Consider the following 24,847-nt stretch of genomic DNA (forward strand, 5'->3'; position numbering starts at 1 on the left):
CGATCGGCCGAGCCGCGGTCGGCTCGGTGACGCGCATCGCAAGTGTCAGTGATCGATCCAGGCTGGTCATGACATTTGAGGGCCAGATGACCACCGCATTGGCGAATGTTCCGAGCCCATGCGCGGCGCCCCGCGGCTCCCTGGTCTCAACCTCGACCGCAACTATGGGACCTTTCGCGGAAGTTTGACCTCACGTCGCCGGGGTCCAACGGGGGACCTTAGACGGCATCGCGAGCTCTCCCCCGGACGACGACGATCCGCGCACCGCGCCGTGCCCGGCGCGCCTTGACGGGCACGGTTCCCCATCAGCTGGTCGTCATGATGCCGACCAGACCGGCCAGCCCGATCTGCTTTACGCCGAGGACGAGGGGCGGAATGTCATGCGCAGCCGCAGGATCTCATCGGGTGGCGTTCAGGTCATTCCTGCTCACGTGAACTATTGAAAGTCATCCGCAAATGCTTGACATGGCCACCTCGCACTGGTTGAGTGTTGAATCATTTTGAATCAACGCAAGTCATTTTGAATCAGCAGCGTCCGAAACGGGGTTGAATGTCAGATGGACGTAGCGGCGGAGAGCATCAACTCGGCGTTGACCGGGCGCGCGCGGCTGGCCGCTGAGCTGCGTCAGCTGCGTGGCTTGTCCGGCGTCTCGGGTCGCGAGCTCGCCCGGCGCATCGACATGAGTCAGTCGAAGGTGTCCAGGATCGAGGCGGGAACCGTGCTGCCCTCGCTCCCTGAGGTCGATGCGTGGGGGGCCGCGCTGGCGGCGTCCACCGGCACGAGGCAACGACTCGACGCGTTGACCAGAAGCGCTCACCGCGAGGCGCAGCACTGGCCAGCCTTGCTCGAGGACCGCAGGCATCTTCAGGACGAGGTTCAAGCCCTCGAGGCCAAGGCGATCCGGATACGCGAATACCAGCACTCGGTGGTACCTGGTCTGCTCCAGACCGCCGACTACGCAAACCGAGTTTTTTCCCTATTTCAGGTGCCGTACTCCGAGGAAGACCGGAGTGCTGCCGTCGCCGCCCGCCTGCGCCGGCAACAGCTGGTATTCGAGCCGGATCGACGCTTCGACTTTTTGATCACCGAGGCGGCCCTGCGTTGGCGACCAGGCCCGCCCCGGATGCTGGTCGCCCAGCTTGACCGCCTCGCCTCGATCAGCACGCTCGACAACGTGTCGCTCGGCTTGATCCCTCTCGGCGCCGAAGCGGCGACGACCCTTTCCCACGGTTTTGTCATCTACGACGGGCCTTACGACGACCACGAGACCTTGGTGGCCGTCGAGATGATCCACGGTCCCGTTGAGGTGACGGACCTCGCGGGCACTGAGCTGTACGAGAATCGCTGGTCCCGTCTGGATCAGATGGCGATCTTTGACGAACCCGCCCGTTCGTTGCTGCTCACTCTGATCGACGAAATCCGCTCGTCCACCGGCTGAGGGTGGGTGCCGCGGCCGCGGCACCCACCCTCAGCGATCCGTCATCGGAGGCCGAACTCGCCGGCCATCACGCCGTACAGGAAGGCGATCCACTCAAGGGAGGTGAACCACAACTCCGGCCCACTGGGGTTCTTCGAGTCCCGCACGAGTACACCGGTCGAGACCATGGCCACCTCGACGCACGCGTTGCCACCCTCGCTGAACGAGCTCTTTTTCCAATTCCTGCTCGTGTTGTCCACTATTCCTTCTCCTGTTCCGCTCCGGCTTTTCCGTCGCATGAACATAGGTTGGATCGCAGAACTGGCCGAACAGCTTGCCCTGCCGCTGGAAGCGACTGGCAGGAGCGCTGCATCCAACTGACAGGGCTGCTGCACCGACGCATTTCCGCTCGCTGAAACACTGAACCGGAAGGGAAAAATGGCTGATAAGCCTGTCGAATTCAGACTGTGGGGGCGGGTGGCGGCATACCGCCACGGTGAGTACGTGCAGCTCGGCACCGAGAAGGAGCAGTGTTTGCTCGTCGCACTCGCCCTGAAGAGCACGCCGGTGCCACGCGATGCCTTGGCGGAGTGGGTGTGGGAGGACCCTCCGGACAACGCTGCGGCGGAGATAGACCGTTACATGACGCGGTTGCGCAAGTGCCTCGTCGAGGCCGGAGCCGGAGACCTGCTGGACAACAGGAACAGGCTTTGTCGGTTGAACGTCGAGGACGCGCAGGTGGACGTCCGTCGCTTCGAGGCGTTGATCGCACGGTCCCATTCTGTTGCTGAGGGACAGGCGGCCACGTTGCTCGCGGAAGCGCTGGACCTGGCCGACGGGGTGCCTCTAGCAGGTCTGCGGAGCCGCCGGATCGAGGCCCACCGGACCGTGTTGGTCGAACAACGCCTCGCTGCCCAGATTCGCCTTGCCGAGATCGAAATCCGTCTGGGGCGGTACCGCGACTGCATACCGGGTCTAACCCAACTGTTCCTTGAGCACCGTGACAACGCAGACGTCACCCGGCTCACGATGTCGTCCCTGCACTTCGCCGGCCGCACACAGGACGCGCTGGACACCTTCGCCACGTATCGCAAGCAAATCGTCGAGATCGGAGGGCTCGAAGTGGATACGGAACTCGAAAAGCTGCAGCGGATGATCATCGACAACGCCGTGCCGTACCCAGCCCAGGTCATCCCCATTCCCCTAGCTTCTGCCCAGGAGGTCCGGCGAGAGCTCGTCGTCGTGCTACGGCCCGACGGTCAGGACTTGAGCGCACTGCGGACGGCGATCTCTCAGTCGTTGCGCTGGGACGGCATCGACATCAGCACCGCAGACGACAGGGTGGTCTGCGTGGTGCCTGCTGACATCCCGCACGCCGAAGTGCTCACCTCCTGGCTCGACCGCATCGCTTCCGAGGTGCGGTTCCCGGTCCAGGTCGGCGTGTCCGCCGAGGACGAGGAGCTGGCTACCAGCCTGGCCGGTTCCGACTACGCCAGGCGGGTCCTGGCTGCGGCCCGAACCAAGAACCTGGTTGTCGTCGTGTCGGATGACGTGCATGAGTCGGTCGTGCGCCGCCGGGGAGTCTGGAACGAGGAGCGTTCCTATCGGCAGGTTGACGAACATCTGGGCGGGTGGGTGCGTGTACCGGGTTACTCGGTACCACCGAGACCAGTCCGGGCAGAGGAACGACATCGCGGCGACCGCTCGCCAGACGTGATCAACGGGCCCACCGTGTACGTCCAGGGCCGGGCGCGAATCGGCGAGCAGTTCAACGCAGCGGTGATCAACATGAACGCGAGGCGTCGCGATGAGCGGTGAGGGCGCGACCGGCGAAACCGACCGGCCTGCGGCTCCTGGCACGTCGGGCACCGGCCCCACGAAGGGCGGTGGGCCCGCTCACGGCGGTGAGCGGCGCGGGGGACCGGCCAGGAGCGCGGATGCGGTCAAGGACGGCGCGGACAACGGGACGACCGCGTCGGAGAGCAACGACCCGGAGGCGCCCTACGGTTCTGACCGACGCGCGTTCGGTGAGGCGTATGACGAGGGTCGCAACCTCACCACCGACGGCCCGATGGCGTTCATCCGCGATTCAGTCGCAGAGGAAGTCCACGTCGGAGATCGGCACTACCACTACGCGGCGGGCAGTAGTGGCCGACGCCGATCCGGTTCGGTGCTTGAGGACGAGCTGGATGCGGTGCGCGCACGCTACGTACCGGTCGCCGGGTACGACGACATGCTGTCGATCCTGGAGGACCGCCGGGTCCTCGCGCTGTGCGGCGAACCTGACACGGGCCGTTTTACCACGGCGGTGCGTCTGCTCGACGATGTGGGGTCCCAGGTGATCTCGCAATTCGACGCCGGTCAGGACGTCGGCGCGCTGACGTCGAACGACTTCGAGAGCGGGCACGGCTACGTCGTGGAGCTTCTCGGCGCGGCAGGCAGCTCCACGACGGAGGCGCAGCTCAACAAGCTGCGGAACGTCGTGGAGACCGGCGGCGGCCACCTCGTCGTCATCGTCGAACGCGACGACCTCGAAGGGCGACACCTGGGCAAGTACGCGGTGTTGTACAGCCCGCCGGAGTCCGACCGGGTCCTGGAAAGCCACCTCGTGGAAGAGGTGCGCGGGGACGACCAGGACGCGCAGTCGCTGTTGCTCAGGCTCAGCGAAACGCCTCGCCTGCGCCGCGCCCTCGGTCCGGCCCCACGGCTGGTGGAGGTCGCCCAGATGGCCCGGCTGCTCGCCGAACACGGTCGTGGCGCCATCACCCTGGAAGGGGTCGAGGCCCAAGCCGCCCAGCTCGTTCAACGCCAGGTCGTGGAGTGGTTCGCCGGGCTCGCGGGGCTCGGCACGGTCGAGTTGGGCGACGCTCTGCGACTGGCAGCGTTCCGCATCGCGCTCGCGGTGCTGAACAGATCGCCCTACAACATGGTCGCTGAGGCCGGCAGCCAGCTCGCCGACCTGTTCGTCAAGGATCTCAAAGGGGTGTCCACGAAAGAGTCCTCGCTGTTCGCCGACGACCATCGGAGCCGGTTGCCGAGGTCGCGGGCTGAAGTGGTGGAGGGCTCGGTCTCGTTCGGCCTGGAGCGTGTTCCTGTCGGGCTCGCGAAATACTCGGACGACCGGCTACCGGTGGTACTGCTGAGCTACGTGTGGAAGAACCACCATGGTCTGCGCAAGGTCATGGTCCGCTGGCTCAAGGCACTGAGCAAGGACGGGCGCGCGATGATCTGGGTTCGTGCTGCGCAGGCCACGGGGCTGTTCTGCTCGCTGGACTTCCACTTCACCTTCCAAAGCATGATTCAGCCGGGTGCCACGGCGATGGGCAGGCGGAGAAGGCAGCGCAGGCTCTTCGCCGCCGTCGCGCTGGACCAGGCGGCGCGGGACGAGCGGGTCGCGGACGCGGTCGACGAACGACTTAAGACCTGGCGCCGGTACGGCACGGTCGCCGAGCGCTGGACCGCCGCTTCAGCGCTGGGCTATGACCTCGGGCGGCGGTCGATCGACTCGACCTTCGAGGAGTTGCGCGTCCTGGGCACGCCGTCCGAGCAGCAGTCGGCCCTGGAGGACTGGACGGACTCCAACCTGGTGCGAGCGTCCGCCTACAGCGTGGCAAACCTGTTCGCGTTCGGCGAGGTGGAGCCCGTGCTGGGCAAGCTCGCCGAGTGGACCTCCAGTGACCGGCAGAGCGTTCGCAAGCTGGCCTGGTGGGCGATGCTCTACCTGATCCACATGCATGGCTTCGACCTCAACCAGCTCGGGCTGTCCGCGGGGCGGGTGGAACGCCCGACACCCACAACTCGAGAGCACTGGCCTTTGCTGCTGGCGTTGCAGGACGAGCAACCGCATCTGGCAACCCCGATCGCCGACCTGCTGCGGTGGGGCCTGCGTGGCCGGCGGGGCGACTTCGTCGCCAGGTACCTGTTCGGACCGTGGATCCGTGCGGCGGAGAAGGACAACGAATGCCTGCATGCCCTGATCACCTTCGTGCCGCATCTGGTGCATGACGAGGTCGATGTGCGCCGGCTCCACTACTTGGTCAACCGTCTGCGGCACGACTGGAGCGACCCGCTCAAGGACGACGCCGCACGGCTGCTCGAAGCCGCCATCCGCATCCCCGCGCCCAGAAAGGAAGCGTCATGACCCAGCCGGACCTCAAGTCGGACTCCGAAAAAGCCCCCGAGCCGACAGAGAACGAGCCCTCGGCTGTTGAGGGCAAGGAGGACCGCACGCGGCCACGTGCATCCATCGCAGCGCCGGATTTTGGTAGCCCGATCGTGAGCGAACGCCACTTGAGCTGGCTCGAACTGCTCTACCGGCGACTGCCGGTCGGAGCACGAACTGCCAGGGTCTTCGTCACGCGTTCGGGCAGGTGCCTCACCTATCCAACGACGGAGCAGCCCACCACGGGGGAATTGGTGTGGAACAAGGTGCGCACGGTGTACGAGGTCGATCTCGGCACCCACGTGTCCACCGTCAGCACCGAACTGCCCAGCCGTGGCGACAAGATCTACTTCAACGCGACCATCGACCTGGAGTGGAATGTGGCCGACCCGACGCAGGTCGTCCAGGCCGGCGTCACCAACGTGCGCGAGATGCTGACCCCACGGCTGCTCGCACGGCTGCGGGAGGTGACGCGAAGGTTCGACATCGCGGAGGCCGCCGAGGCCGAGAACTCCGCCAACAGGGAGCTGGACGAGGAGCAGCTGGGCGCGAACCGCGGCCTGTGGGTGCAGCCGCACGTCCGTCTTTCGCTGGATGACACGAGCCTCGCACAGTCGGACATCCAGCGAAAGGTCAACCACTTCCGCACGATCATCGCCGAAGGTGACTTCGACCAGTTCGCCTTGCAGCTCACCCTGAAGCCCCAGGACATCGGCTCCGTGGTCAAGGTCCTCGTCGACGAACGGGACAGCCGCCTCCGGGCGACCTTCGACTTCATGAACCGTCTGCTCGAATCCGACGCGCTCGACCGCTGGCAGATCGACGACCAGGTGCGCACGGCCCTGCAGATGGCGCAAGAATCGATCTTCAGAGTGCTCACCGGCAGCGGGCAGCCGCGCCTGGTCCCATCCGGTGAAGCGATCAGGGACACGGTGGCCAGCGGCAACGGCAGCTCAAGCCTGCCGTGATCATCGCCGCGAAGATCGTCGGCCCGCTTGTCCCTCCGGGCGTCCTGTTCGTCGCGATCGCAGTCGTGTGCGCTTGGCTGACGACCCGCTGGGTCGCACCGTTCCTCCTGCGCTTGGCGTCGTCGGCATTACGCGGCGCCATCGCCGTAGCGGCCATGCTGCTGATCTTCCCCGAGTACCGCTGGAGCACCCGGAGTCGGCGTAGCAAGAAGCCCCCGTCGTCCTTTGCCTACACCTACGGCGACATCGTCGGGCGGACCTCGTTCTGGATCAATCGGTTGCTGTCGATCGTGCTGCGCGCTGCGGCGGAGGCGGTCAGGGCGCTGCCTCCGCCGCTGGTGGCGATTCTGTCGGGGTTATTCGCTGCGGCACTGTCGTTGGAGCTCATCACGCTCTGGTGACGAGGGAGATGTTGTCTGCAAGCAGTGCGCTCTTCCCAAGCACGATCCGCTACTTTCCGTAACCCGCACTACCACAACCACGACCGTCTGCACTCGACATTCGGCTATCGAACCCCCGCCGAAACACGCATCACCTACGCTGCGTGAAACCCCCGTGTCCGGCGGGAGTCTCGTAACTCGTGTCTCCCTGCTAGGCGGGCGTTCAGCCAGATGGCGTCACCGTGACGTTAATGGCTGGCAAACCAGGATGGGCCAGACATGCCACACGCGCCGCACTTCGGTCAGATTCCAGGCTAGGACGGCAGGTCTCCGCGGTCGACCGTGCTCATCCGGCGGCTGAACCTTGCGCAGCTCGCAGGACAAGATCCGCTGCCCCTGGGTGGCGCGGTCAACTGCAGTCAGGACCCAGTCTCCGACGGCTCGCGGATCACCTGGTCGCGCGGGTTCGTTGATGTTGCGGTGGATAACGACCCCTATTCGCCACAACACAGTTACAGATGACGTCCTTGATCTCGTGGGTGTGCGGCAGGGAGGGGTGGGCCGCCAACGTAGTTGCTTACCTGCCGCCCAAGATCTGGATCGGTCGCTGACATTCCGCCTCGCGCTTCCACTGACAGTTCACGTGCGCATGCGCGACATGCCGCCGCGTTGTCTTGGTCGAGCGCTGACGCTGGATCTACGCGTCACAGGGGCGGCTTCGAATCCCGGCACTGACGCCCCGGAATCCTGGCCGCCGATAACGTTCACTTATCGGCGGCCAGGTTTCCCCGCCTTATTGAGTAGCGTTGCGTTGGTTAACGTTATTGCGCACGTAATTCTGCTACGATATCGCCGTGGAGACGAGCTGCAACTTCCCCGGCTGTGAACGCCCTGTTATCCGAGGTGGAGGCCCCGGCAGGCCGTCGGAGTACTGCGACCTGCCCGAGCACACCCGGTGGCGCGCGTGGAGGGAGCGGCAGCGGCTGGCGGAAGCGCCCGAGCAAAACCTGGAGGTCGTCACCGTGACGAATCTCCCCAGGGTCTCCGGTACCGCCAAAATCAGGGCTGAAGAGCTCCTCGACCGGTTCCGGGTGCTGTCCGAGCAGATGACGCAGACGCTCGGGAGGGCCGTCGGCGAGCTGAACGCGATGGCGGACCCGAGCGTGGCCGAGAGCATGGTCCAGGCCGCTGAGGCGGAGGCGGCGAGGAAGGTGGCGGAGGCCCAGGCCGAGGTGGCGTCAGCGGAACGGCGCCGGCGTGAGGCCGAACAGGCGCGCAAGGTGGCCGAGGAGACCACGGAGCAGGCGGTGCGCGCGGCGGAAGAGGCCGATGACGCCGTGGCCACCGCGGTGACCGAACGGGACGAGGCTCTGCAGGCAGCGCGGGCCGCCGGGGAACGGGCCGAGGCGGAGATCGCCGAGGTCAGGGCGCAGGCGGCGGCGCTGGTCGAGGAGCTCCGGGCCGAGGCCGAGCAGGCGAAGGCGGACGCGGTGAAGCACGCCGAGCAGGCCCGGCGGCAGGCCGCCAAGGAGATCGAACAGGCCCGTGCCGAGGCGCAGGCCGAGGTCGAGCGAGCACGGGCGGAAGCCCGTGCCGAGGTCGAACGGGTGCGAGCCGAGGCCCACGAGAGCACGGAGCGGGCACGCAGTGAGGTCGCCCAGGCGGCCGAAGCCACCGAACGGGCTCGGGCCGAGGCGGCGGAGACCGTGAGCCGGGCCGCGAAGGCGCGCGACCAGGCGGTGGTGCGGGCGGAACGGGCCGAGCAGGCCGCCGCCGACGCGCGCGCCGAGTTGGAGCGGTCGCGAGGGGAGTTCGAGGCGCGGCTGGCGCAGGTCAGGCAGGAAGGCGCCGACCAGGTCGCCGCGGTACGGCAAACGCTCGCGGTCGTCGAGGACGCGCGCGCTCAGACGTTGACGCGTGCCGAGCGCGCGGAACGTCAGCTCGACGAGGCCGCGGAGGAATTGCGAGCGGCTCGGCGGGCGAAGACCTCGTCCTGAACGGCGGCCATCTCGCGCAGCACCGACTTGCGTTCGCGCTGGGTGAGGCGGTCGAGGTAGAGGCGGCCGTGCAGGTGGTCGGTCTCGTGTTGCAGGCAGCGGGCGAAGTAGCCCCTGCCCTCGACGACGATCGGGGTGCCGTTCTTGTCGAGGCCCCGCACGACGGCGCGGTCGGGGCGGGCGACCACGCGGTACGGGCCGGGCACCGACAGGCACCCCTCCGGCTCTTCGAGTAGGCGGCGGCGGTCGGCGGGCAGGTCGTCGAGCACCGGGTTGAGGATGTGGCCGGTGTGGTGGACGCCCCACTCGTCGGTCATGTCCCACACGAACAGCTGCAGGTCGACGCCGACCTGGTTCGCGGCGATGGCGGCGCCCTCGGCGACGTGGTTGGTGGCGACCATGTCGTCGATGAGGCGGGAGAGCTCGGGCGTGCCGAACTCGGTGACCTCGCGGCAGCGGCGGTGCAGGACCTCCTCGCCCACGACGGTGATGCGGAGCGGGGTACCTCGGGAAGACATGCTTTGCAAAGTAGCAGGTTTTGCAAAGCAACGGGTAGGGTGGTGATCATGCCCCGTCGCCCGCTGCCCGACCACCCCGTTCGCGTCGCCCTGCTCGATCTGCTCGCCGAGCACGGCACGCTCACCTCGACCCAGGCGGCCGCGCGGCTCGGCGAGAGTTCCGGCCTGTGCTCGTTCCACCTGCGGCGGCTCGCCGAGCTGGGGTTGATCGAGGAGGCGCCGCACCGGGGCGGCAAGGCGCGTCCGTGGCGGCTGCGGTGGGAGACCGACGAACCGGCGGTGACCGAGGAGTCGTTCAGCGCGCTCATCCACGTGACACCCGAGGAGAGGGCGGAGATCGCCGCGTCGATCCAGCGGCTGCTGTTCCGCTACCGCGACCGCGGGACGCGTCCGGAGGGTGCGGTGGCCGTGACCGCCGAGGTCCGCCTGCACGGCGAGAGCCGCGCGAGGGCGAAGTAGGCTGATCGGCGATGGACGAGCTGAAGGGCGACTGCGCCCAGTGCTTCGGGTTGTGCTGCGTCGCGCTGCCGTTCGCGAAGTCAGCCGATTTCGCGGCTTCCAAAGACGCGGGCACACCGTGCCGCAACCTGCTGGCCGACCACCGCTGCGGCATCCACGACCGGTTGCGGCAGAAGGGCTACCCCGGCTGCACGGTCTACGACTGCTTCGGCGCCGGTCAGAAGGTCTCGCAGACGGTGTTCCGGGGCAACGACTGGCGCACCGGCGAGCGGCAGCGGATGTTCGCGGTGTTCCCCGTGGTCCGGCAGCTGCACGAGCTGCTGTTCTACCTCGCCGAGGCCCGCCGCCTCGACCCGCACGACGACCTCGTCACCGCCTACGCCGAGGTGGAGCGGCACACGGTCGCCTCGCCGGACGACATCCTGGCGCTCGACGTCGCGGAGATCCGGGCCAAGGTCAACGTCCTGCTGCTGCGCACCAGCGAACGCCTGCGGACCAGCGCCAAGTCGTACCGGGGCGCGGACCTGATCGGCGCACGGCTGCGCAACAAGAACCTGAGCAACGCCGACTTCCGCGGTGCGTACCTGATCGGCGCGGACCTCACGGGCTCCGACCTGTCACGGGCGGACATGATCGGCGCCGACCTGCGGGGTGCGGAGTTGTCGGGCGCGGACCTGAGCACGTGCCTGTTCCTGACCCAGCCGCAGGTCAACGCGGCGCGCGGGGACGCGAGGACGAAGCTGCCCGCCTCGTTGACGCGGCCCGCGCACTGGACGGCGCGACCGGCCAAGCGCCGCTGATCCCTTCCCCCGCCCCCGTCGAGGATGGCGTGCGCGGGTTGCGCGCCCCTGTCGCGCCTCACCGGCGGGGGCGCGACCAGTGGCCACGGCGTCAACCGGCTCGGCGAGGTGGTGGGTCACGCCATAGGCGGGTCCAGTCACGCGGTGCGCTGGACGGTGCCGGGACGCTGACCTGGCACCGTCCGAACGCGGTCGCCACTGGGACCTTCGGGGCCGGCTGGTCGTACGGACCGTCGCGTGCCGTGAAGTGGGTCCTCGGCTAGACCGACAGGCGCTGCTGGGCGACCGCGCGGGCGAAGCCCTCGACGTTGTCGATCATGATGTTGTGGCCGGCGTTCGGCACGGAGACGATCTGGACGCCGGCGCCCGCGAGTTCGCGTCCTCCGCTGGGGGGCGCGTCCTCGGGGTGCAGGAACACGCGCGGGATGTCCAGTTCCAGCAACAGCTTGCGCATCGTCGGCGAGGTGCCGCGCACGAGGTCGACGGCGCTGCGGTAGAGGGCTTCGCGGCCGGCCATGCGCATGGTGGCGGCCCAGTGCGGGCCGACGTCGCGCAGTACGCGGTCGTAGCCGTGGCTGAGGAAGTCGGCCTCGCTGTAGGCGGCGATGCCCCGGCTGCCGGGGGCGCCGAGCGAGGGTGTGGCGGGGTCGACGTGGGGGTCGACGAGCACGAGGGAACGCACCATTTCGGGGTGGCGTGCGGCCAGGACGATGGCGACGGCGCCGCCCATGCTGTGGCCGATGATCTCGCAGCGGCGCAGTCCGATCTTGGCCAGCGCCACGGCGAGGGCGTCGGCGTGGCCCTCGAGCGAGTAGGCGAAGCCGCTGGGGCGGTCGCTGATGCCGAAGCCGAGCATGTCCATCATGAGGCTGCGGCGGCCGGCGAGCAGGGGGTGCGCGACTGCCTCGGCGTAGTAGGGCGCCGACGACGCGCCCAGGCCGTGCAGGTAGACGCGGGCGGGCGTCGCGCCCGGCACCTCGACCCAGCGGATCCGGACCCCAGGTCTGATCTCGACGGCGCGCATGTCTCTCCCGGCGGTGGTGTGGTGTCCGGGACCCTACCCCGCGGCCACGGGGGCGGAGCCCGCTTTTCGAGAGCCGTTTCTCATCTGGTGCGCGAGATCCTAGAGGTGTCCGGGGTGCCGGGAATCGCGCTGCCGCAGTAACTTTCCCCGGGACCGGAACATGCCGGGTGACCGGTGTTCCCCGGCCTCCCGGCACGGCCCGTTGATCTTGGTGTGGTGCGGATCATGATGGCCCGTGGAGCCCGGGGCGCTACGAGTCGGTGCCCAGGGCGGCACACGCGGCTTCGACCGCCGCCGCCTTCAGTTCGTCGAAGGGCGCGTCGGGGAACTGCATGGTGCAGTCCTGCAGGCCGCCGAACGCCAGCACCGCGCGGGTCTGCTGCCACAGGGGCGCGTCCGGTCCGAACACGATGCGCGTCAGCCGGCCGCGCCAGGCGAGCACGACGTCGATCAGGCCGAGCTCCGCGAGCGTCGTCATCTCGGTGAGCAGCAGCAACATGTCCTTGCGGTGGCGGTGGTGGAAGTCGAAGAAGCCCTCGACGATCTCCCGCGGTGTCACGTCGGAGCGCTGTTCCATGCGCGAGAGGAACTTCTCGCCGTCGTCGAGCAGCGGCGTGACGATGCTGCGCACGAGGTCCTCGCGTGAGGTGAAGTGGTAGTACAGCGCGGGCTTGGTGATGCCCAGGCGGTCGGCGATCTCCTGCAGGCTGGTCTGCTGCACGCCCTGGCGCGCGAACAGCTCCCTCGCGGTCTGCATGATCCGCTGCTTGGTGTCGGACTGTCGTGCCACGGCCCGAATCCTACTTAACGGTCGGTAAGTCGCGGTGCTACAGTCGACCCAGGGGACTTACCGACCGTTAAGTAAGGGGGTGTGACGTGCGCATACTCGTTTCCGGGGCCAGCGTCGCGGGACCGGTGGTGGCCTACTGGCTCACGCGGTACGGGCACGAGGTGACGGTGGTCGAACGGTCGCCGGTGCTGCGCAAGACCGGCGGGCACGCGGTCGACCTGTTCACGCCGGCGATGGCCGTTTCGGAGAAGATGGGCGTGCTGCCGCGCATCGAGGCGCTGGCGACAGGCACCGAACGCATCTCCGTGCTGCGCGAGGGCACGCGCAAGCCGGTCACCGGTGACGTCACGAAGATCTTCGCGGCCGCGGCGGACCGGCACGTCGAGGTCATGCGCGACGACCTGAGCGAGATCTACCACGACGCCACGCGCGCGGACGTGGAGTACGTGTTCGGCGACTCGATCACGTCGATCGGCGCCGGGGGCGAGGTGGCGTTCGAGGTGGGCGCGCCGCGGCGGTTCGACCTGGTGATCGGCGCCGACGGGCTGCACTCGAACGTCCGGCGGCTGGTGTTCGGTGAGGTCGCGAAGACGTTCGTGGGCGCCTACCTGGCGGTGCTGTCGGTGCCGCGGGAGGCGGGCAGGCCCGGCGAGATGACCGGCCACCTGGGACCGGGCCGCAGTGCCGCGGTGTACGGGGCGCGGCACCTCGACGACGCGCGGGCGGTGTTCCTGTTCCGCTCCGGGGAGCTGTCCTACCACCACCGGGACGTGGCGCGGCAGAAGCAGTTGCTGCGCGAGGCGTTCGCGGGGCTGCACCCGGAGGTGGACGCCTGGATGGGCCACCTCGACGGTGACAGGCCCTTCTACTTCGACTCGATCACGCAGCTGCGGGGCGACACCTGGTCACGCGGACGGGTCGCGCTGGTCGGCGACGCGGCCTACTGCCCCGGCGCGGCGATCGGCGGCAGCACGAGCCTCGCCGTGGTGGGCGCCTACGTGCTGGCGGGCGAGCTGGCCTCGGGCGCGGACCACGGGGCGGCGTTCGCGCGGTACGAGGACGGGATGCGCGACCTCGTACACGCCAGCCGGACGTTCGCGCTGGGGATGGCCAAGACGCTCATCCCAGCGACCCGCACCGGTGTGTGGGGGCTGACGCGCGGGATGCAGGTGTTCACGTCGCTGCCGTCGTGGCTGGCGCGGCCGCTGGCCAAGCTGAGCTCCGGTGGCGTGCGCGTGTACGACTCGGTGCGGGTGCGGGACTACGCGGGTCAGGGCGCCGCGACTGCGGCGCCCTGACCTCAGCCGGTCAGAACTGCAGGCTCCACTTGTCGAGGAACCCGGTGTCCTGGGCGGCGTTGTCGTTCACCCTCAGCTGCCAGGTGCCGTTGGCGACCTCGCTGGAGGCGTTGACGGTGTAGGCGGTGTTGATGTTGTCGGTGCCGCCGCCGCTGCGGTTGTGCAGGACGTAGACGGTGCCGTCCGGCGCCACCAGGTCCACCTTCAGGTCGCCCTGGTAGGTGTGCTTGATGTCCACGGCGACCTTGAGGGTCGACGGGGCGTTGCCGGCCACCTCGGCCACCGCGATCGGGGAGTTGACCGTGGTGTTGTCGCGGATCTGGAAGTCCGCGGCGTTCTCGAAGTACTTGCCGGTGGGCGGCGGCGTGGTGCCGCAGTACTGCGCTTCCTTGCCGATGGCCTCGTAGGGGCAGTCGGCGCGCTCGAGCAGCTGCAGCACGGCCTCCTTGTTGCGGGAGGTCTGCGCCGGGATCACCTCGTCGGGCGGGTAGAAGCCGCCACCGCCGGCGCTGCCGGGGTACATCTCGAAGGTGTAGGCGAAGATGCCCTGCGTGCCCCACAGCCAGTCGGGGATGGACCCGTCGGTGATGTAGAGGTCGCTGGACTGCTCGGGCGTGTAGTTGTTGGTCGCGGCCATCTGCTGGCCGATGGTGGCGAACGTGTCGCGCTGGTCCTGGGTCAGGCCCGGTGCGACGTCGTCGTAGGTCCAGCCCCACGGCCACAGGATGAGCTCGCTGTAGGTGTGGAAGTCGATGGACGCGCTGATCTGCTGCTTGCCACCGACGTTGCGGCCGCGCACGAAGTCGGCGACGACCTTCACCTCGGGCGCGGACTCCGCGCTCGGCCCGCGGTAGGTGTCACTGCCGGTGCTGCCACTGGAACCGCCGCAGCAGCCCCACTTGTAGCCCCAGTTGCGGTTGAGGTCGGTGCCGACGTTGCTGGAGCCGGCGTTGGGCTGCCGGTTCTTGCGCCACGACCGGTAGGTGCCGGTCGCGATGTCGTACTCGCCGCCGTCGGGGTTGACGTCCGGGATGATCCAGATCTCGCGGGTGTCGACGAGGCCCTTGATGCGGGCGTCGCTCGCGTACTGGGTCGTGAACTGGTTGACCAGGTACAGCGCCATCTCGACGGTGAGGTGCTCACGGGCGTGCTGGTGGTGCGTGAACAGCACTTCCGGCTCGTTCTCGTCGACGCCGACGTTGTCGCTGATCTTGAGCGCGACGATGTCCCGGTTCTCGTAGGACTTGCCGATGACCTGCTTGGAGATGATGTCCGGGTAGGCGGCGACGGCGTTGTTGATCACCGCCGTCATCTCGGCGTAGTTGTGGTAGTTCGAGTCCGCGGCGGGGAAGTCGAACGGGCCGACCTCCGAGTTCGCCTCCAGCCGCTTGGGCAGCTCGGTGACCTCGAAGCCCTGGGCCCGCAGGCTCTTGACCTCGCGCTCGGTCGCGGTGATCACGACGATGCCGTGCTCCTCGATCGAGTCGATCGCGGCGCCGGACTTGGCGAGCTTGGTGCGCTGTTCCACGGTGCGCACGTTGCCGACCTGGTAGTTGGTCGACGTTTCCCCGGCACCGGGGGCCGCGCCGGTGGGCACGCCTCCCATGGCGAACACGACGCTCGCGGCGACGGTTACCCCGATCAGGGGTCTGAGATGGGTCTTTCGCATGCAGGGCAACCCTTTCGTACCACGGCAGGGACATGGCTCCCCGATGTTTAGTCCGTGTGAAGCCCCACTGTCATCCCGCCATCCGTATGGGGTTGCCTGGTGGGATGACGCCGTACCTCTTGCCGGACCGCACGGTGCTGGACGCGGGCGCGGGGACCGGGGTGGTCGCGGTGGAGTCCGGGCCGGTGGTCGACCACCTGGACCTGCTGGTGCTCATGACCGCCGGTGCCGTCCGGGACGTTCGGCACCACGCCCGTCTCGGGCGAATCGCCGCCGCCCGCGGCCGCGCTCTGCCAGGGTGAGCGGCATGGCCCAGGATGTGAAAGCCGACCTGCACCGCTACCTGAAGGTCGCCCGCGAGTCGTTGCTGTGGAAGCTGGACGGCGTGTCGGAGTACGACGTGCGCCGGCCGCTGACGCCGACCGGCACGAACCTGCTGGGGCTGGTGAAGCACTTGGCGGGTGTGGAGGCGGGCTACTTCGGCGACTGCCTGGGCCGCCCGTTCCCCGAGGAGCTGCCCTTCGACGTCGATGCCGATCCGAACTCGGACATGTTCGCCACGGCGGAGGAGTCGCGGGAGGACGTGCTGGGGTTGTTCGCTCGGGCGACGGCGTTCGCGGACACGAGCATCGAGGAGCTGCCCCTGGACGCGCCGGGGGTGGTGCCGTGGTGGCCCGAGGAGCGCAAGTACGTGACGCTGCACCTGCTGCTGGTGCACCAGATCGCCGAGGTGAACCGGCACGCCGGGCACGCGGACGTCCTGCGCGAGGGACTCGACGGGATGGCCGGGTTGCGGGCCGGAAACTCGAACCTGCCCGAGCAGGACTGGCGGGCGCACCGGGACCGGGTGGAGCGGGAGGCGCGCAAGGCCGCCGGCATGGTGTGACCGGCCGGGAGGTGCTCCGGAGCGGGTTCACCTCCTGGGAAGGTGGCTGACAGGGTTCGCGCGGCGATCGATACTGCGGGGCATGGGCAAGGAATACGAGCGGATCGAGCCGCGGCTGTGGGAGTTCATCGAGAACCAGAAGGTGTTCTTCGTGGCGAGCGCTCCGCTGGCGGGTGACGGGCACGTCAACCTCTCGCCCAAGGGCCGGCAGGGCACGTTGCGGATCCTCGACGACCGCACGGTGGCCTACCTGGACTTCGGCGGCAGTCACGCCGAGACGATCGCGCACCTGCGCGAGAACGGGCGCATCACGCTGATGTGGTGCGCGTTCGAGGGGCCGCCGAACATCGTGCGGATCCACGGCCGCGGTGAGCCGGTGTTCCGCGACGACCCGCGCTTCGCCGAGCTCGTCGCGGGCTTCGGCGAGGCGGACGGCCCGGCGTTGCGGGCGGTGGTCGTGGTGCGCGCGGAGCTGATCAGCGACACGTGTGGGTTCGCGGTGCCGTTCATGGACTACAGGTCCGAGCGGGAACTGCACAAGGACTACTTCGGCCGCAAGAGCGACGACGAGTTCCGCGACTACACCAACAACAAGCCCTACAACATCGCGAGCATCGACGGGTTGCCGGGGGTGCCGCTGCCGTTGCCGCCGCGCTGACCGGCTCGCCGAGAGCGCCGCGCGGTCAGCGCGACAGGAAGCGGTCCAGCACCCGTGCGCCGAACTCCAGGCCCGCGACGGGGACGCGTTCGTCGACGCCGTGGGCCATGGCGCGGTAGTCGTAGCCGGCGGGCAGCTGCAGCGGTGAGAAGCCGTAGCAGTGGATGCCGAGCCTGCTGAACGCCTTGGCGTCGGTGCCGCCGCCCAGGCAGTACGGCACGACGGTGGCGCCGGGGTCCTCGTCGCGCAGGGCCTCGGCCATGGCGGTGAACCAGGGCGTGTCGATCGGGGCCTCGACCGGCGGCTGGTGCTCGAGGAACTCGCGGGTGACGCCGTCGGGCAGCAGCGCGTCGATGGTGGCGACGAGCTCGTCGACGGTGCCGGGCAGGGTGCGCACGTCGAGTTGGGCGGTGGCGCTGCCGGGGATGACGTTGACCTTGTAGCCGGCCTGCAGCATGGTCGGCGTGGTCGAGCAGCGCACGGTGTTCTCGACGAGTTTCGCGGCCGGGCCGAGGCGGGCGATGGTGCCGTCGACGTCGTCGAGGTCGACCTCGACGCCCAGCGCTTTGCCGGCGCCCACGAGGAACGCCTCGGCCGTCGGGGTCAGGCGCACGGGGTGTTCGTGCGCTGCGATGCGGGCCAGCGCGGTGACCAGGGCGGTGACGGCGTTGGAGTCGTTGCGGCGCGAGCCGTGCCCGGCGCGTCCGGTGGCGGTGAGCTTCATGTGCGAGGTGCCGCGCTCGGCCGTGCCGATCGGGTACAGCCGCACGCCGTCGACGTCGTAGGAGAACGCCCCGGACTCGCTGATGGCCGCCTGCACGCCGGCGAAGTGGGCGGCGTGGTGCTCGACGAGCCAGTGCGCCCCGTAGGCGCCCTGGTCCTCCTCGTCGGCGACGAACGCCAGCACGACGTCGCGGCGCGGCCTGCGCCCCTCGACGTGCCAGCGGTGGATCACCGCGAGCGTCATCGCGGCCATGTCCTTCATGTCCACGGCACCGCGGCCGTGGACGAACCCGTCGCGGATCTCGCCGGCGAACGGGTCGAAGCTCCACTCGGCGGGGTCGGCGGGCACGACGTCGAGGTGCGCCTGCACGAGCACGGCGGGCAGCGACGGGTCGGTGCCCGGGACGCGGGCCAGCACGTTGGTGCGGCGCGGCGCCGGTTCGAGCAGTGTCGGCGGCACGCCGCTGTCGTGCAGGACCGCGGCCACGTGCTCGGCGGCCTCGCGTTCCCCGGCGGCCTCGCCGCCGCCGCGGTTGGTCGTGTCGAACCGGATGAGCTGCGCGCACAGCTGCGCCACGTCCAGCGTCATGGTCGCCACCGTAACCGGCGCGGTCGCGTGGAATCGGCACGGCCCCGCGGGGCGGTCAGCCGTAGAGGTCCTCCACGGCCGCGCCCGCGATGTGGGTGACCACCTTGAACGCCTTCATCGCCTCGGTCATCGACGCCGCGTCGAACCCGACCCGCCGCACCCCGGTCAGCTCCACGGTCGGCACGACCGCCGCCGCCTCCGCGAGGTGGGTGGCGTCGAACTCGACCTCGATGCGGTGCGGCGCCACCACCGCGTCGCCCCGCCCTGCCGAGGCCATCGCCGCCGAGGCCGCCTGTGTGATCTGTGCAGACGACACGGCTGGGGGAAGGCACACGGCCGCGTACCGCGACACGCACTGCTTGACCGCCACGCCGAGAGCGGACGGCGCGTAGGAGGCGGCGTCGGCGCACGTGAGGTCGTCACCGGTCACGAGCAGCACCGGGACGCCGTGCTCGGCGGCGAGGGCGGCGTTGAGGCGGCCTTCGGAGGCCAGGACGCCGTCGAGCCACACGCCGGTGATCGAGTTCTCCAGGTAGGTGTGGGCGAGCACGCCCGGTGAGCCCGCGCCGGTGTGGTAGCCGAGGAACACCACACCGTCCACATCGGAGTCGACGCCCTGCATCATCGACAGCGGTTTGTGCCGCCCGGTGAGCAGCCGCGCCGAGGGGTGGAGGTCCTCGAGCAGCAGGTTGCGCTGCGAGGAGTGGGCCTCGTTGACGAGCACCTGGTCCGCTCCGGCCGCGACGAGGCCGGTGACGCAGGCGTTGACGTCGCCCGTGAACAGGCGCCGGAACCGTTGCCACTGCTCGGTGCCGGGCACGACGTCCCCGCTCCAGGTGACTCCGGTTGCGCCTTCCATGTCCGCCGAGATCATGATCCGCACATCTCGGTAAGTTAGCGGCGCACTGCCGGGGAAGAGGGGATTTCGTGCGGGTGAAGTTGGGTGCATTGCTTGCAGCAGCAACGTTTCTGGTGGTGTCGGCGCCGCCCGCGCCGGCGCGGCCACCGGTGGTCCTCAAGGTCGCGATCGTGCAGCAGATCGACTCGCTGAACCCGTTCCTCGCGGTGTTCCAGTCGAGCACCGAGGTCGGCCGGTTGATGTACGACCCGCTCACCGCCTACACCGCGGCGGACCAGGCGGTCACCGAGGGCCTGGCGAACAGGTGGGAGTCCTCGGCGGACAAGCTCACCTGGACCTTCACCGTCCCCGACGGCAAGAAGTGGTCCGACGGGGCGCCCATCACGGCGCACGACGTCGCGTTCACCTACAACCTGATGCTGACCGACGAGGTGGCCCGCACCGCCAACGGCAGCTTCGTCACCAACTTCGCGTCGGTCACCGCGCCCGACGACCGGACGGTGGTGATCCGGACGAAGACGCCGCAGGTGACGATGCTGGCGCTGGACGTGCCGATCGTGCCCAGGCACGTGTGGGAGAAGGTCGGCAGCGTCAAGGACCACGCCAACGACGCGATGCCGGTGGTCGGGTCGGGGCCGTTCGTGCTCACCGAGCACGTGGCGGGGCAGTTCATCAAGCTCAGGGCCAACCGGACCTACTGGCGGGGCGCGCCGAAGGTCGACGAGCTGCACTTCGTGTACTTCCAGAACTCCGACGCGGCGGTGCAGGCGCTGGCCAAGGGCGAGGTCGACCTGGTCAACCGGATGGCGCCGGCGCAGTTCGACTCGCTGCAGGGCAAGCCGGGCGTCACGCGCAACAAGGCGCAGGGCCGCCGCTTCACCGAGCTGATGATCAACCCCGGCGCGCAGACCCGCACCGGCGTGCCGATCGGCGACGGGCACCCCGCGCTGCGCGACGTGCGGGTCCGCCGGGCGCTCGCGCAGGCGATCGACCTCGACGCGCTGGTGCAGCGGGTGAACCTCGGCTACGCGGAGAAGGGCGCCGGGCTGGTGCCGCCGGTGTTCGGCAAGTGGCACTGGCGCCCGGAGGCCTCCGCGCAGCGCCCGTTCGACCCGGCCGCGGCCGGCGCGGCGCTCGACGCCGCCGGGTTCCCGCGCGGCGCCGACGGCACCCGGTTCGCGCTGCGGCTGATCGGCCGGGCCGGGCGCGCCTACGACGAGCAGGCCGGCGAGTACCTCAAGCGGTCGATGAGCGACGTGGGCATCGCGCTGGACGTGCGGCTGGTGTCGGACAACCAGCTCAACGAGGCCACCACCGCCGCGACCTACGACCTGGCGTTCTCGGGCTGGTCGGCCAACATCGACCCCGACTTCATCCTCGGCCTGCACACCTGTGCGCAGCGGCCGGGAGCGGACGGCAAGGGCGGCACCACCGACACCTACTTCTGCGACGAGACCTACGACCGGCTCTACGCCCGGCAGCTCTCGGAGTTCGACGAGGACAAGCGCGTGGAGCTCGTCAAGCAGCTGCAGGCGCGGTTCCACGACCAGGTGCCCGCGGTGGTGCTGGCCTACGACAACGCGCTGGAGGGCTACCGGTCCGACCGCTTCACGCGGTTCACGACGCAGCCCGCGCAGGGCGGTGTGATCATGGCGCAGAACGGCATGTGGGGCTACTACGGCGCCGAACCGGCCGAGCGCGTCGCCCGGGCGCGGGGCTCGCGGTGGATCGGGCTCGCCATCGGCGGCGCGGTGGTCGTGGTGCTGGCGCTGGCGGTGGTGCTGGTGACACGGCGGCGCAGGGCCACGGCCGAGGAGCGCGAGTAGGTGCGTCTGCTCGGTCGGGCCGGTGGGGCCGCGCTCAGCCTGCTGATGGTGGCGGTGCTGGGGTTCTTCCTGTTCCGGGTGGTGCCCGGCGACCCGGTGGTGTCGATGACGCGCGGCAGGCCGACGACACCGGAGGCCCAGGCCGCGCTGCGGGCGCAGTTCGGCCTGGACCGCCCGCTGCACGAGCAGTTCTCCAGCTACTTCACCGCGCTGCTGCGCGGCGACCTGGGCACCTCGTTCACGTTCCGCCGCCCGGTGGCCGAGGTGGTCCTCGAGCGGCTGGGGCCGACGCTGCTGCTGGTGGGCACGTCGACGGTGATCGCGGTGGCGCTGGGGTTGTGGCTCGGGGTGCTGGCGGCGTGGCGGCGCGGCTCGGCGTTCGACCGGGTCACGACGGGGGTGTCGCTGACGCTGTGGGCGGTGCCGACGTTCTGGCTGGGCATGCTGCTGATGATGGTGACGGGGGACCTGTTCCCGTCGGGGGGCATGCGCGACACCGACACGGCGCCGGACTTCCTCTCGCAGGCGCTCGACGTCGGTCACCACCTGGTGCTGCCGTCGATCACGCTGGTGGCGGTGGTGTGCGCGGAGTACGCGCTGGTGATGCGGTCGTCGTTGCTGGAGGAGCTGCACGCCCCCTACCTGACGACGGCGCGGGCCAAGGGGCTGCGCGACGACCTGGTGCGGCGGCGCCACGCCGTGCCGAACGCGGTGCTGCCGGCGATCACGCTGGTGTTCCTGCGGTTCGGGCTGGTGGTGTCGGGGGCGATCACGACGGAGACGGTGTTCTCGTGGCCGGGCCTGGGGTTGCTGTTCTACGACGCGCTGACGGGCCCGGACTACTTCCTGCTGCAGGGGTTGCTGGTCGTGACGGCGGGCGCGGTCGTGGTGATGAACCTGCTGGCCGACGTGTTGCACGGTGTCCTGGATCCACGGGTGAAGGTCGTATGAGCGCGAAGTTCCTCACGCACCGCTCGGGGGTGGCGGGCGCGGCGGTGCTGGCCGTGGCGGCCGTGGTCGCCGTCGTCGCGCCGCTGCTGATCGATCCGGGGGCCTTGGACGTCACGCGGGTGACGGCGGCGCCGTGGCAGGCGCCGGACGCGCGGCACTGGCTGGGCACCGACCACACCGGCCGGTCGGTGGCGCTGCTGCTGGTCCAGGGGGCGGGGACGTCGTTGTTCGTGGGGCTGACGGCGGCGGTGCTGGCGGTGGGCATCGGCACGGCCGTGGGGGTCGTGAGCGGTCACTTCGGCGGCCTGCCGGCGGGGGTGCTGCTGCGGGTGACGGACTTCTTCCTGGTGCTGCCCGCGCTGGTGCTGGCGATCGCGTTGTCGACGGTGCTGCCGCGCGGCCTGGGCACGATCATCCTCGCGATCGGCCTGACCAGCTGGCCGTCGACGGCGCGGATGGTGCGGGCGCAGACGCTGACGATCGAGGCGCGTCCGTTCGTGGAACGCGCACGGGCGCTGGGCGGCGGTCACGCGCACGTGATCGCGCGGCACGTGCTGCCGTCGGTGGTGCCGCTGGTGCTGGTCAACGCGACACTGGCGGTGGCGTCGGCGATCGTGGCGGAGTCGACGCTGGCGTTTCTGGGGCTGGGTGACCCGGCGCGGATCTCGTGGGGCGCGATGCTGCACCAGGCGCAGCTGCACGGGGCGGTGCCGCAGGGGGCGTGGTGGTTCCTGCTGCCACCGGGACTGGCGATCGTGGCCGTGGTGCTGGCGTTCACGCTCGTGGGGCGCGCGCTCGAAGCCGTCGTGACGCCGAGGAGGTGAAGCCGGTGCTGGAGCTGAGGAACCTCACCGTCCACTACGGACCGAAACGCGTCGTCGACGACGTGGACCTGGTGCTGGCGCCGGGGCGGACGCTCGGGCTGGCGGGGGAGTCGGGGTCGGGCAAGTCGACGGTAGCGATGTCGGTGCTGCGGCTGCTGCCCAGGACGGCGCGGGTCGACGGGCAGGTGCTGCTCGACGGCGAGGACGTGCGGACGATGTCGTGGGGCCGGCTGCGGGCGGTGCGGTGGGCGTCGGCGTCGGTGGTGTTCCAGGGGGCGATGCACGCGCTCAACCCGGTGCGGCGCGTGGGTGAGCAGATCGCCGAGCCGATGCGCCTGCACGGCACGCCCGGCAGCGTGGACGAGCTGCTGGAGCAGGTGGAGCTGCCGCGCCGGAAGGCACGGGCCTACCCGCACGAGCTCTCCGGCGGGCAGAAGCAGCGGATCATGATCGCGATGGCGCTGGCGTGCGGGCCGCGGCTGGTGATCGCCGACGAACCGACCACCGCGCTGGACGTCGTCGTGCAGGCGCAGGTGCTGGCGCTGATGACGCGGCTGGTGGCCGAGCGGGACCTGGCGCTGCTGATGATCAGCCACGACCTGTCGGTGCTCGCGCAGACGTGCGAGGACCTCGCGGTGATGCAGCACGGCCGGCTGGTGGAACGCGGCCGCACGCGGGAGGTGGTCGCGAACCCGCGCCACCCGCACACCGCGGCGCTGACGGCGGCGTTCCCGGTGATCGGCGACCGGCGGCACCGCTGGGCCGAACCCCGGCCGGCGCCGCAGCCGCTGCTGCGGGTGCGGGACCTGGTGGTCGACTACGGCCGCACGCGCGCGGTCGACGGGGTGGACCTGACCGTCGGGCACGGCGAGGTCGTGGCGCTGGTCGGGCAGTCCGGCTCCGGCAAGACGACCCTCGCCCGCACCATCATGGGGCTGCGCCGGCCGTCCTCCGGTCGGGTGATCTTCGACGGGGCGGAGGTGCCGCGCGGGGGCAGGGCGCTCAAGGCGTTCCGGCGCCAGGTCCAGCTGGTGCTGCAAGATCCTTCCAGCGCGCTCGACCCGCGGCACACGGTGTTCGAGGCGGTCGCGGAGGGCCTGCGGGTGCACGGGCTGCGCGAGGACGAGGAAGCGCAGGTCACAGCCGCTGTGGAACGGGCGGAGCTGCGCCCGGCGAGCCTGTACCTGCGGTCGCTGCCGCACGAGCTGTCCGGGGGCCAGCAGCAGCGGGTGGTGATCGCCGGGGCACTGGTGCTGCGGCCCCGTCTGCTGGTGGCCGACGAGCCCGTCGCGTCGCTGGACGCCTCCGTGCGCGGGGAGGTCGTGGCACTGCTGCTGCGGTTGCGCCGCGAACTGGGCCTTGCATCATTGCTCATCACGCACGACCTAGGGCTGGCGTGGCAGATCGCCGACCGGGTCGCGGTGATGCACCAGGGGAACATCGTGGAACAAGGCCCAGCCGAAGAAGTCCTCCTCACCCCCGCTCACGACTACACCCGCGCCCTGCTGGCCGCGGTGCCGGTGCTCGGGCCGCGGGACGCCGGGTGATCCCGGCCGGACACGCCCGCCACCGGGCCTGCCTGACGCCCGCCGAGATCGGCCGGGGCGGCGCGGACGGCTGGGTGGACGCCGCCGGGGCGGCGGCGCTCGCGGCGATGGCGTGGCACGACCTGGGCCGCCCGCCCGGCGTGCTGGAGGAGCTCGCCGGAGCCACCGATGCCGCGCACGTGCTGGCGCTGTGCCGGGTGCTCGCCGCGACCACCCGCGCCGACACCACCGCCGTGTGGCGCTACCTGGCCGCGGACTGGGCGGGCACCGGTGAGCGCTCGGACGGCCGCAGGCGGTTCCTGCTGGAGCGCGCACAGCGGGGCGAGGGCGTGGACTGGCGCAGCCACGCCGCGGTGATGGGCACCGCGCGCCCCGAGGACGTCGACGCGGCGCTGGACCGCGACGAGGACCTGGCGGGGGTGTCGGTGATCGGCCTGGCCCTGTCGCACCCCGACCCGTGGGCCGTGCTACCCCGCGTGGCGCGGGCCCTGGACCACAACC

General features: G+C 69.9%; 23 protein-coding genes. 16 read left to right on the forward strand and 7 right to left on the reverse strand.

All coding sequences use genetic code 11. The annotated features are described in order from the left end of the window. Positions 1-557 precede the first annotated feature (557 nt). Positions 558-1,439 carry a helix-turn-helix transcriptional regulator gene (locus tag L6E10_RS34745; RefSeq protein ID WP_236224384.1) on the forward strand — a complete coding sequence of 294 codons (882 nt, stop codon included), beginning with the start codon at positions 558-560 and terminating at the stop codon, positions 1,437-1,439. Positions 1,440-1,480: 41 nt separating this feature from the next. On the opposite strand, the gene L6E10_RS34750 is transcribed toward L6E10_RS34745, so the two are convergent. Next, a complete protein-coding gene (locus tag L6E10_RS34750; RefSeq protein ID WP_308102934.1) occupies positions 1,481-1,723 on the reverse strand; it encodes a DUF397 domain-containing protein in 243 nt (80 codons plus the stop codon). A 199-nt stretch (positions 1,724-1,922) separates the two neighbouring features. Between L6E10_RS34750 and L6E10_RS34755 the strand changes: the two genes are divergently transcribed. The 5 genes from L6E10_RS34755 to L6E10_RS34775 all read left to right on the forward strand — a co-directional run bounded on the left by L6E10_RS34755 (position 1,923) and on the right by L6E10_RS34775 (position 8,925). After that, entirely contained in the window at positions 1,923-3,236 is a 1,314-nt protein-coding gene (locus L6E10_RS34755) for a BTAD domain-containing putative transcriptional regulator (RefSeq protein ID WP_236224386.1), read from the forward strand. Beyond that, entirely contained in the window at positions 3,226-5,559 is a 2,334-nt protein-coding gene (locus tag L6E10_RS34760; protein ID WP_236224387.1) for a hypothetical protein, read from the forward strand. Before L6E10_RS34755 ends, L6E10_RS34760 begins: the two co-directional genes overlap by 11 nt. Next, positions 5,556-6,548 (forward strand): hypothetical protein, encoded by a 993-nt coding sequence (locus L6E10_RS34765; RefSeq protein WP_236224388.1) that lies wholly within the window; start codon positions 5,556-5,558, stop codon positions 6,546-6,548. Before L6E10_RS34760 ends, L6E10_RS34765 begins: the two co-directional genes overlap by 4 nt. Beyond that, positions 6,545-6,949, forward strand: coding sequence for a hypothetical protein (locus L6E10_RS34770; protein WP_236224389.1), 405 nt, complete (start codon positions 6,545-6,547; stop codon positions 6,947-6,949). The genes L6E10_RS34765 and L6E10_RS34770 overlap by 4 nt, the downstream gene beginning before the upstream one ends. Positions 6,950-7,782: 833 nt before the next feature. After that, a complete protein-coding gene (locus L6E10_RS34775) occupies positions 7,783-8,925 on the forward strand; it encodes a hypothetical protein (protein ID WP_236224390.1) in 1,143 nt (380 codons plus the stop codon). On the opposite strand, the gene def is transcribed toward L6E10_RS34775, so the two are convergent. After that, positions 8,865-9,443, reverse strand: coding sequence for a peptide deformylase (gene def, locus L6E10_RS34780; RefSeq protein ID WP_236224391.1), 579 nt, complete (start codon positions 9,441-9,443; stop codon positions 8,865-8,867). The genes L6E10_RS34775 and def overlap by 61 nt on opposite strands. Before the next feature lie 48 nt (positions 9,444-9,491). Between def and L6E10_RS34785 the strand changes: the two genes are divergently transcribed. Together L6E10_RS34785 and L6E10_RS34790 are read left to right on the forward strand one after the other, a co-directional pair. Then, positions 9,492-9,902 carry a winged helix-turn-helix domain-containing protein gene (locus L6E10_RS34785; RefSeq protein ID WP_236224392.1) on the forward strand — a complete coding sequence of 137 codons (411 nt, stop codon included), beginning with the start codon at positions 9,492-9,494 and terminating at the stop codon, positions 9,900-9,902. Between the two features lie 11 nt (positions 9,903-9,913). Beyond that, a complete protein-coding gene (locus L6E10_RS34790) occupies positions 9,914-10,702 on the forward strand; it encodes a pentapeptide repeat-containing protein (protein WP_236224393.1) in 789 nt (262 codons plus the stop codon). Between the two features lie 259 nt (positions 10,703-10,961). Here the strand turns inward: L6E10_RS34790 and L6E10_RS34795 are convergent, their stop codons facing one another. Both L6E10_RS34795 and L6E10_RS34800 read right to left on the reverse strand, forming a co-directional pair. Beyond that, positions 10,962-11,726 carry an alpha/beta fold hydrolase gene (locus L6E10_RS34795; RefSeq protein ID WP_236224394.1) on the reverse strand — a complete coding sequence of 255 codons (765 nt, stop codon included), beginning with the start codon at positions 11,724-11,726 and terminating at the stop codon, positions 10,962-10,964. A 250-nt stretch (positions 11,727-11,976) separates the two neighbouring features. Continuing rightward, positions 11,977-12,516, reverse strand: a complete 540-nt coding sequence (locus L6E10_RS34800; protein WP_236224395.1) for a TetR/AcrR family transcriptional regulator — start codon at positions 12,514-12,516, stop codon at positions 11,977-11,979. 86 nt (positions 12,517-12,602) lie between these two features. Here L6E10_RS34800 and L6E10_RS34805 point away from each other — a divergent pair, with 86 nt between their 5' ends. Further along, positions 12,603-13,814 (forward strand): FAD-dependent monooxygenase, encoded by a 1,212-nt coding sequence (locus tag L6E10_RS34805; RefSeq protein ID WP_236224396.1) that lies wholly within the window; start codon positions 12,603-12,605, stop codon positions 13,812-13,814. A gap of 10 nt (positions 13,815-13,824) precedes the next feature. Here the strand turns inward: L6E10_RS34805 and L6E10_RS34810 are convergent, their stop codons facing one another. Further along, a complete protein-coding gene (locus L6E10_RS34810; RefSeq protein WP_236224397.1) occupies positions 13,825-15,483 on the reverse strand; it encodes a M14 family metallopeptidase in 1,659 nt (552 codons plus the stop codon). 104 nt (positions 15,484-15,587) lie between these two features. On the opposite strand from L6E10_RS34810, the gene L6E10_RS34815 reads away from it, so the two are divergent. From L6E10_RS34815 to L6E10_RS34825, 3 genes are all read left to right on the forward strand, one after another. Then, positions 15,588-15,785 (forward strand): hypothetical protein, encoded by a 198-nt coding sequence (locus tag L6E10_RS34815; RefSeq protein WP_236224398.1) that lies wholly within the window; start codon positions 15,588-15,590, stop codon positions 15,783-15,785. A 5-nt stretch (positions 15,786-15,790) separates the two neighbouring features. Beyond that, positions 15,791-16,369 (forward strand): DinB family protein, encoded by a 579-nt coding sequence (locus tag L6E10_RS34820; RefSeq protein ID WP_236224399.1) that lies wholly within the window; start codon positions 15,791-15,793, stop codon positions 16,367-16,369. Between the two features lie 82 nt (positions 16,370-16,451). Then, positions 16,452-17,027, forward strand: coding sequence for a pyridoxamine 5'-phosphate oxidase family protein (locus tag L6E10_RS34825; protein WP_236224400.1), 576 nt, complete (start codon positions 16,452-16,454; stop codon positions 17,025-17,027). Positions 17,028-17,052: 25 nt separating this feature from the next. Here the strand turns inward: L6E10_RS34825 and L6E10_RS34830 are convergent, their stop codons facing one another. Continuing rightward, positions 17,053-18,339 (reverse strand): M20/M25/M40 family metallo-hydrolase, encoded by a 1,287-nt coding sequence (locus tag L6E10_RS34830; protein WP_236224401.1) that lies wholly within the window; start codon positions 18,337-18,339, stop codon positions 17,053-17,055. Positions 18,340-18,394: 55 nt separating this feature from the next. Next, complete coding sequence (locus tag L6E10_RS34835) at positions 18,395-19,222, reverse strand: M55 family metallopeptidase (protein ID WP_236224402.1); 828 nt, start codon at positions 19,220-19,222, stop codon at positions 18,395-18,397. A 92-nt stretch (positions 19,223-19,314) separates the two neighbouring features. On the opposite strand from L6E10_RS34835, the gene L6E10_RS34840 reads away from it, so the two are divergent. From L6E10_RS34840 to L6E10_RS34855, 4 genes are read left to right on the forward strand one after another with little or no spacing between them, the layout of a single operon-like run. Continuing rightward, positions 19,315-21,024: an ABC transporter substrate-binding protein gene (locus L6E10_RS34840; RefSeq protein WP_236224403.1), complete on the forward strand. Its 1,710-nt coding sequence runs from the start codon at positions 19,315-19,317 to the stop codon at positions 21,022-21,024. Beyond that, positions 21,025-21,975: an ABC transporter permease gene (locus tag L6E10_RS34845; RefSeq protein WP_374237590.1), complete on the forward strand. Its 951-nt coding sequence runs from the start codon at positions 21,025-21,027 to the stop codon at positions 21,973-21,975. Further along, a complete protein-coding gene (locus L6E10_RS34850) occupies positions 21,972-22,799 on the forward strand; it encodes an ABC transporter permease (protein WP_236224404.1) in 828 nt (275 codons plus the stop codon). The genes L6E10_RS34845 and L6E10_RS34850 overlap by 4 nt, the downstream gene beginning before the upstream one ends. Then, positions 22,796-24,346, forward strand: a complete 1,551-nt coding sequence (locus L6E10_RS34855; protein ID WP_236224405.1) for an ATP-binding cassette domain-containing protein — start codon at positions 22,796-22,798, stop codon at positions 24,344-24,346. The genes L6E10_RS34850 and L6E10_RS34855 overlap by 4 nt, the downstream gene beginning before the upstream one ends. The last annotated feature ends 501 nt before the right edge of the window (positions 24,347-24,847 follow it).

This window comes from Lentzea sp. CC55, assembly GCF_021056325.1.
Classification (GTDB): Bacteria; Actinomycetota; Actinomycetes; order Mycobacteriales; family Pseudonocardiaceae; genus Lentzea; species Lentzea jiangxiensis.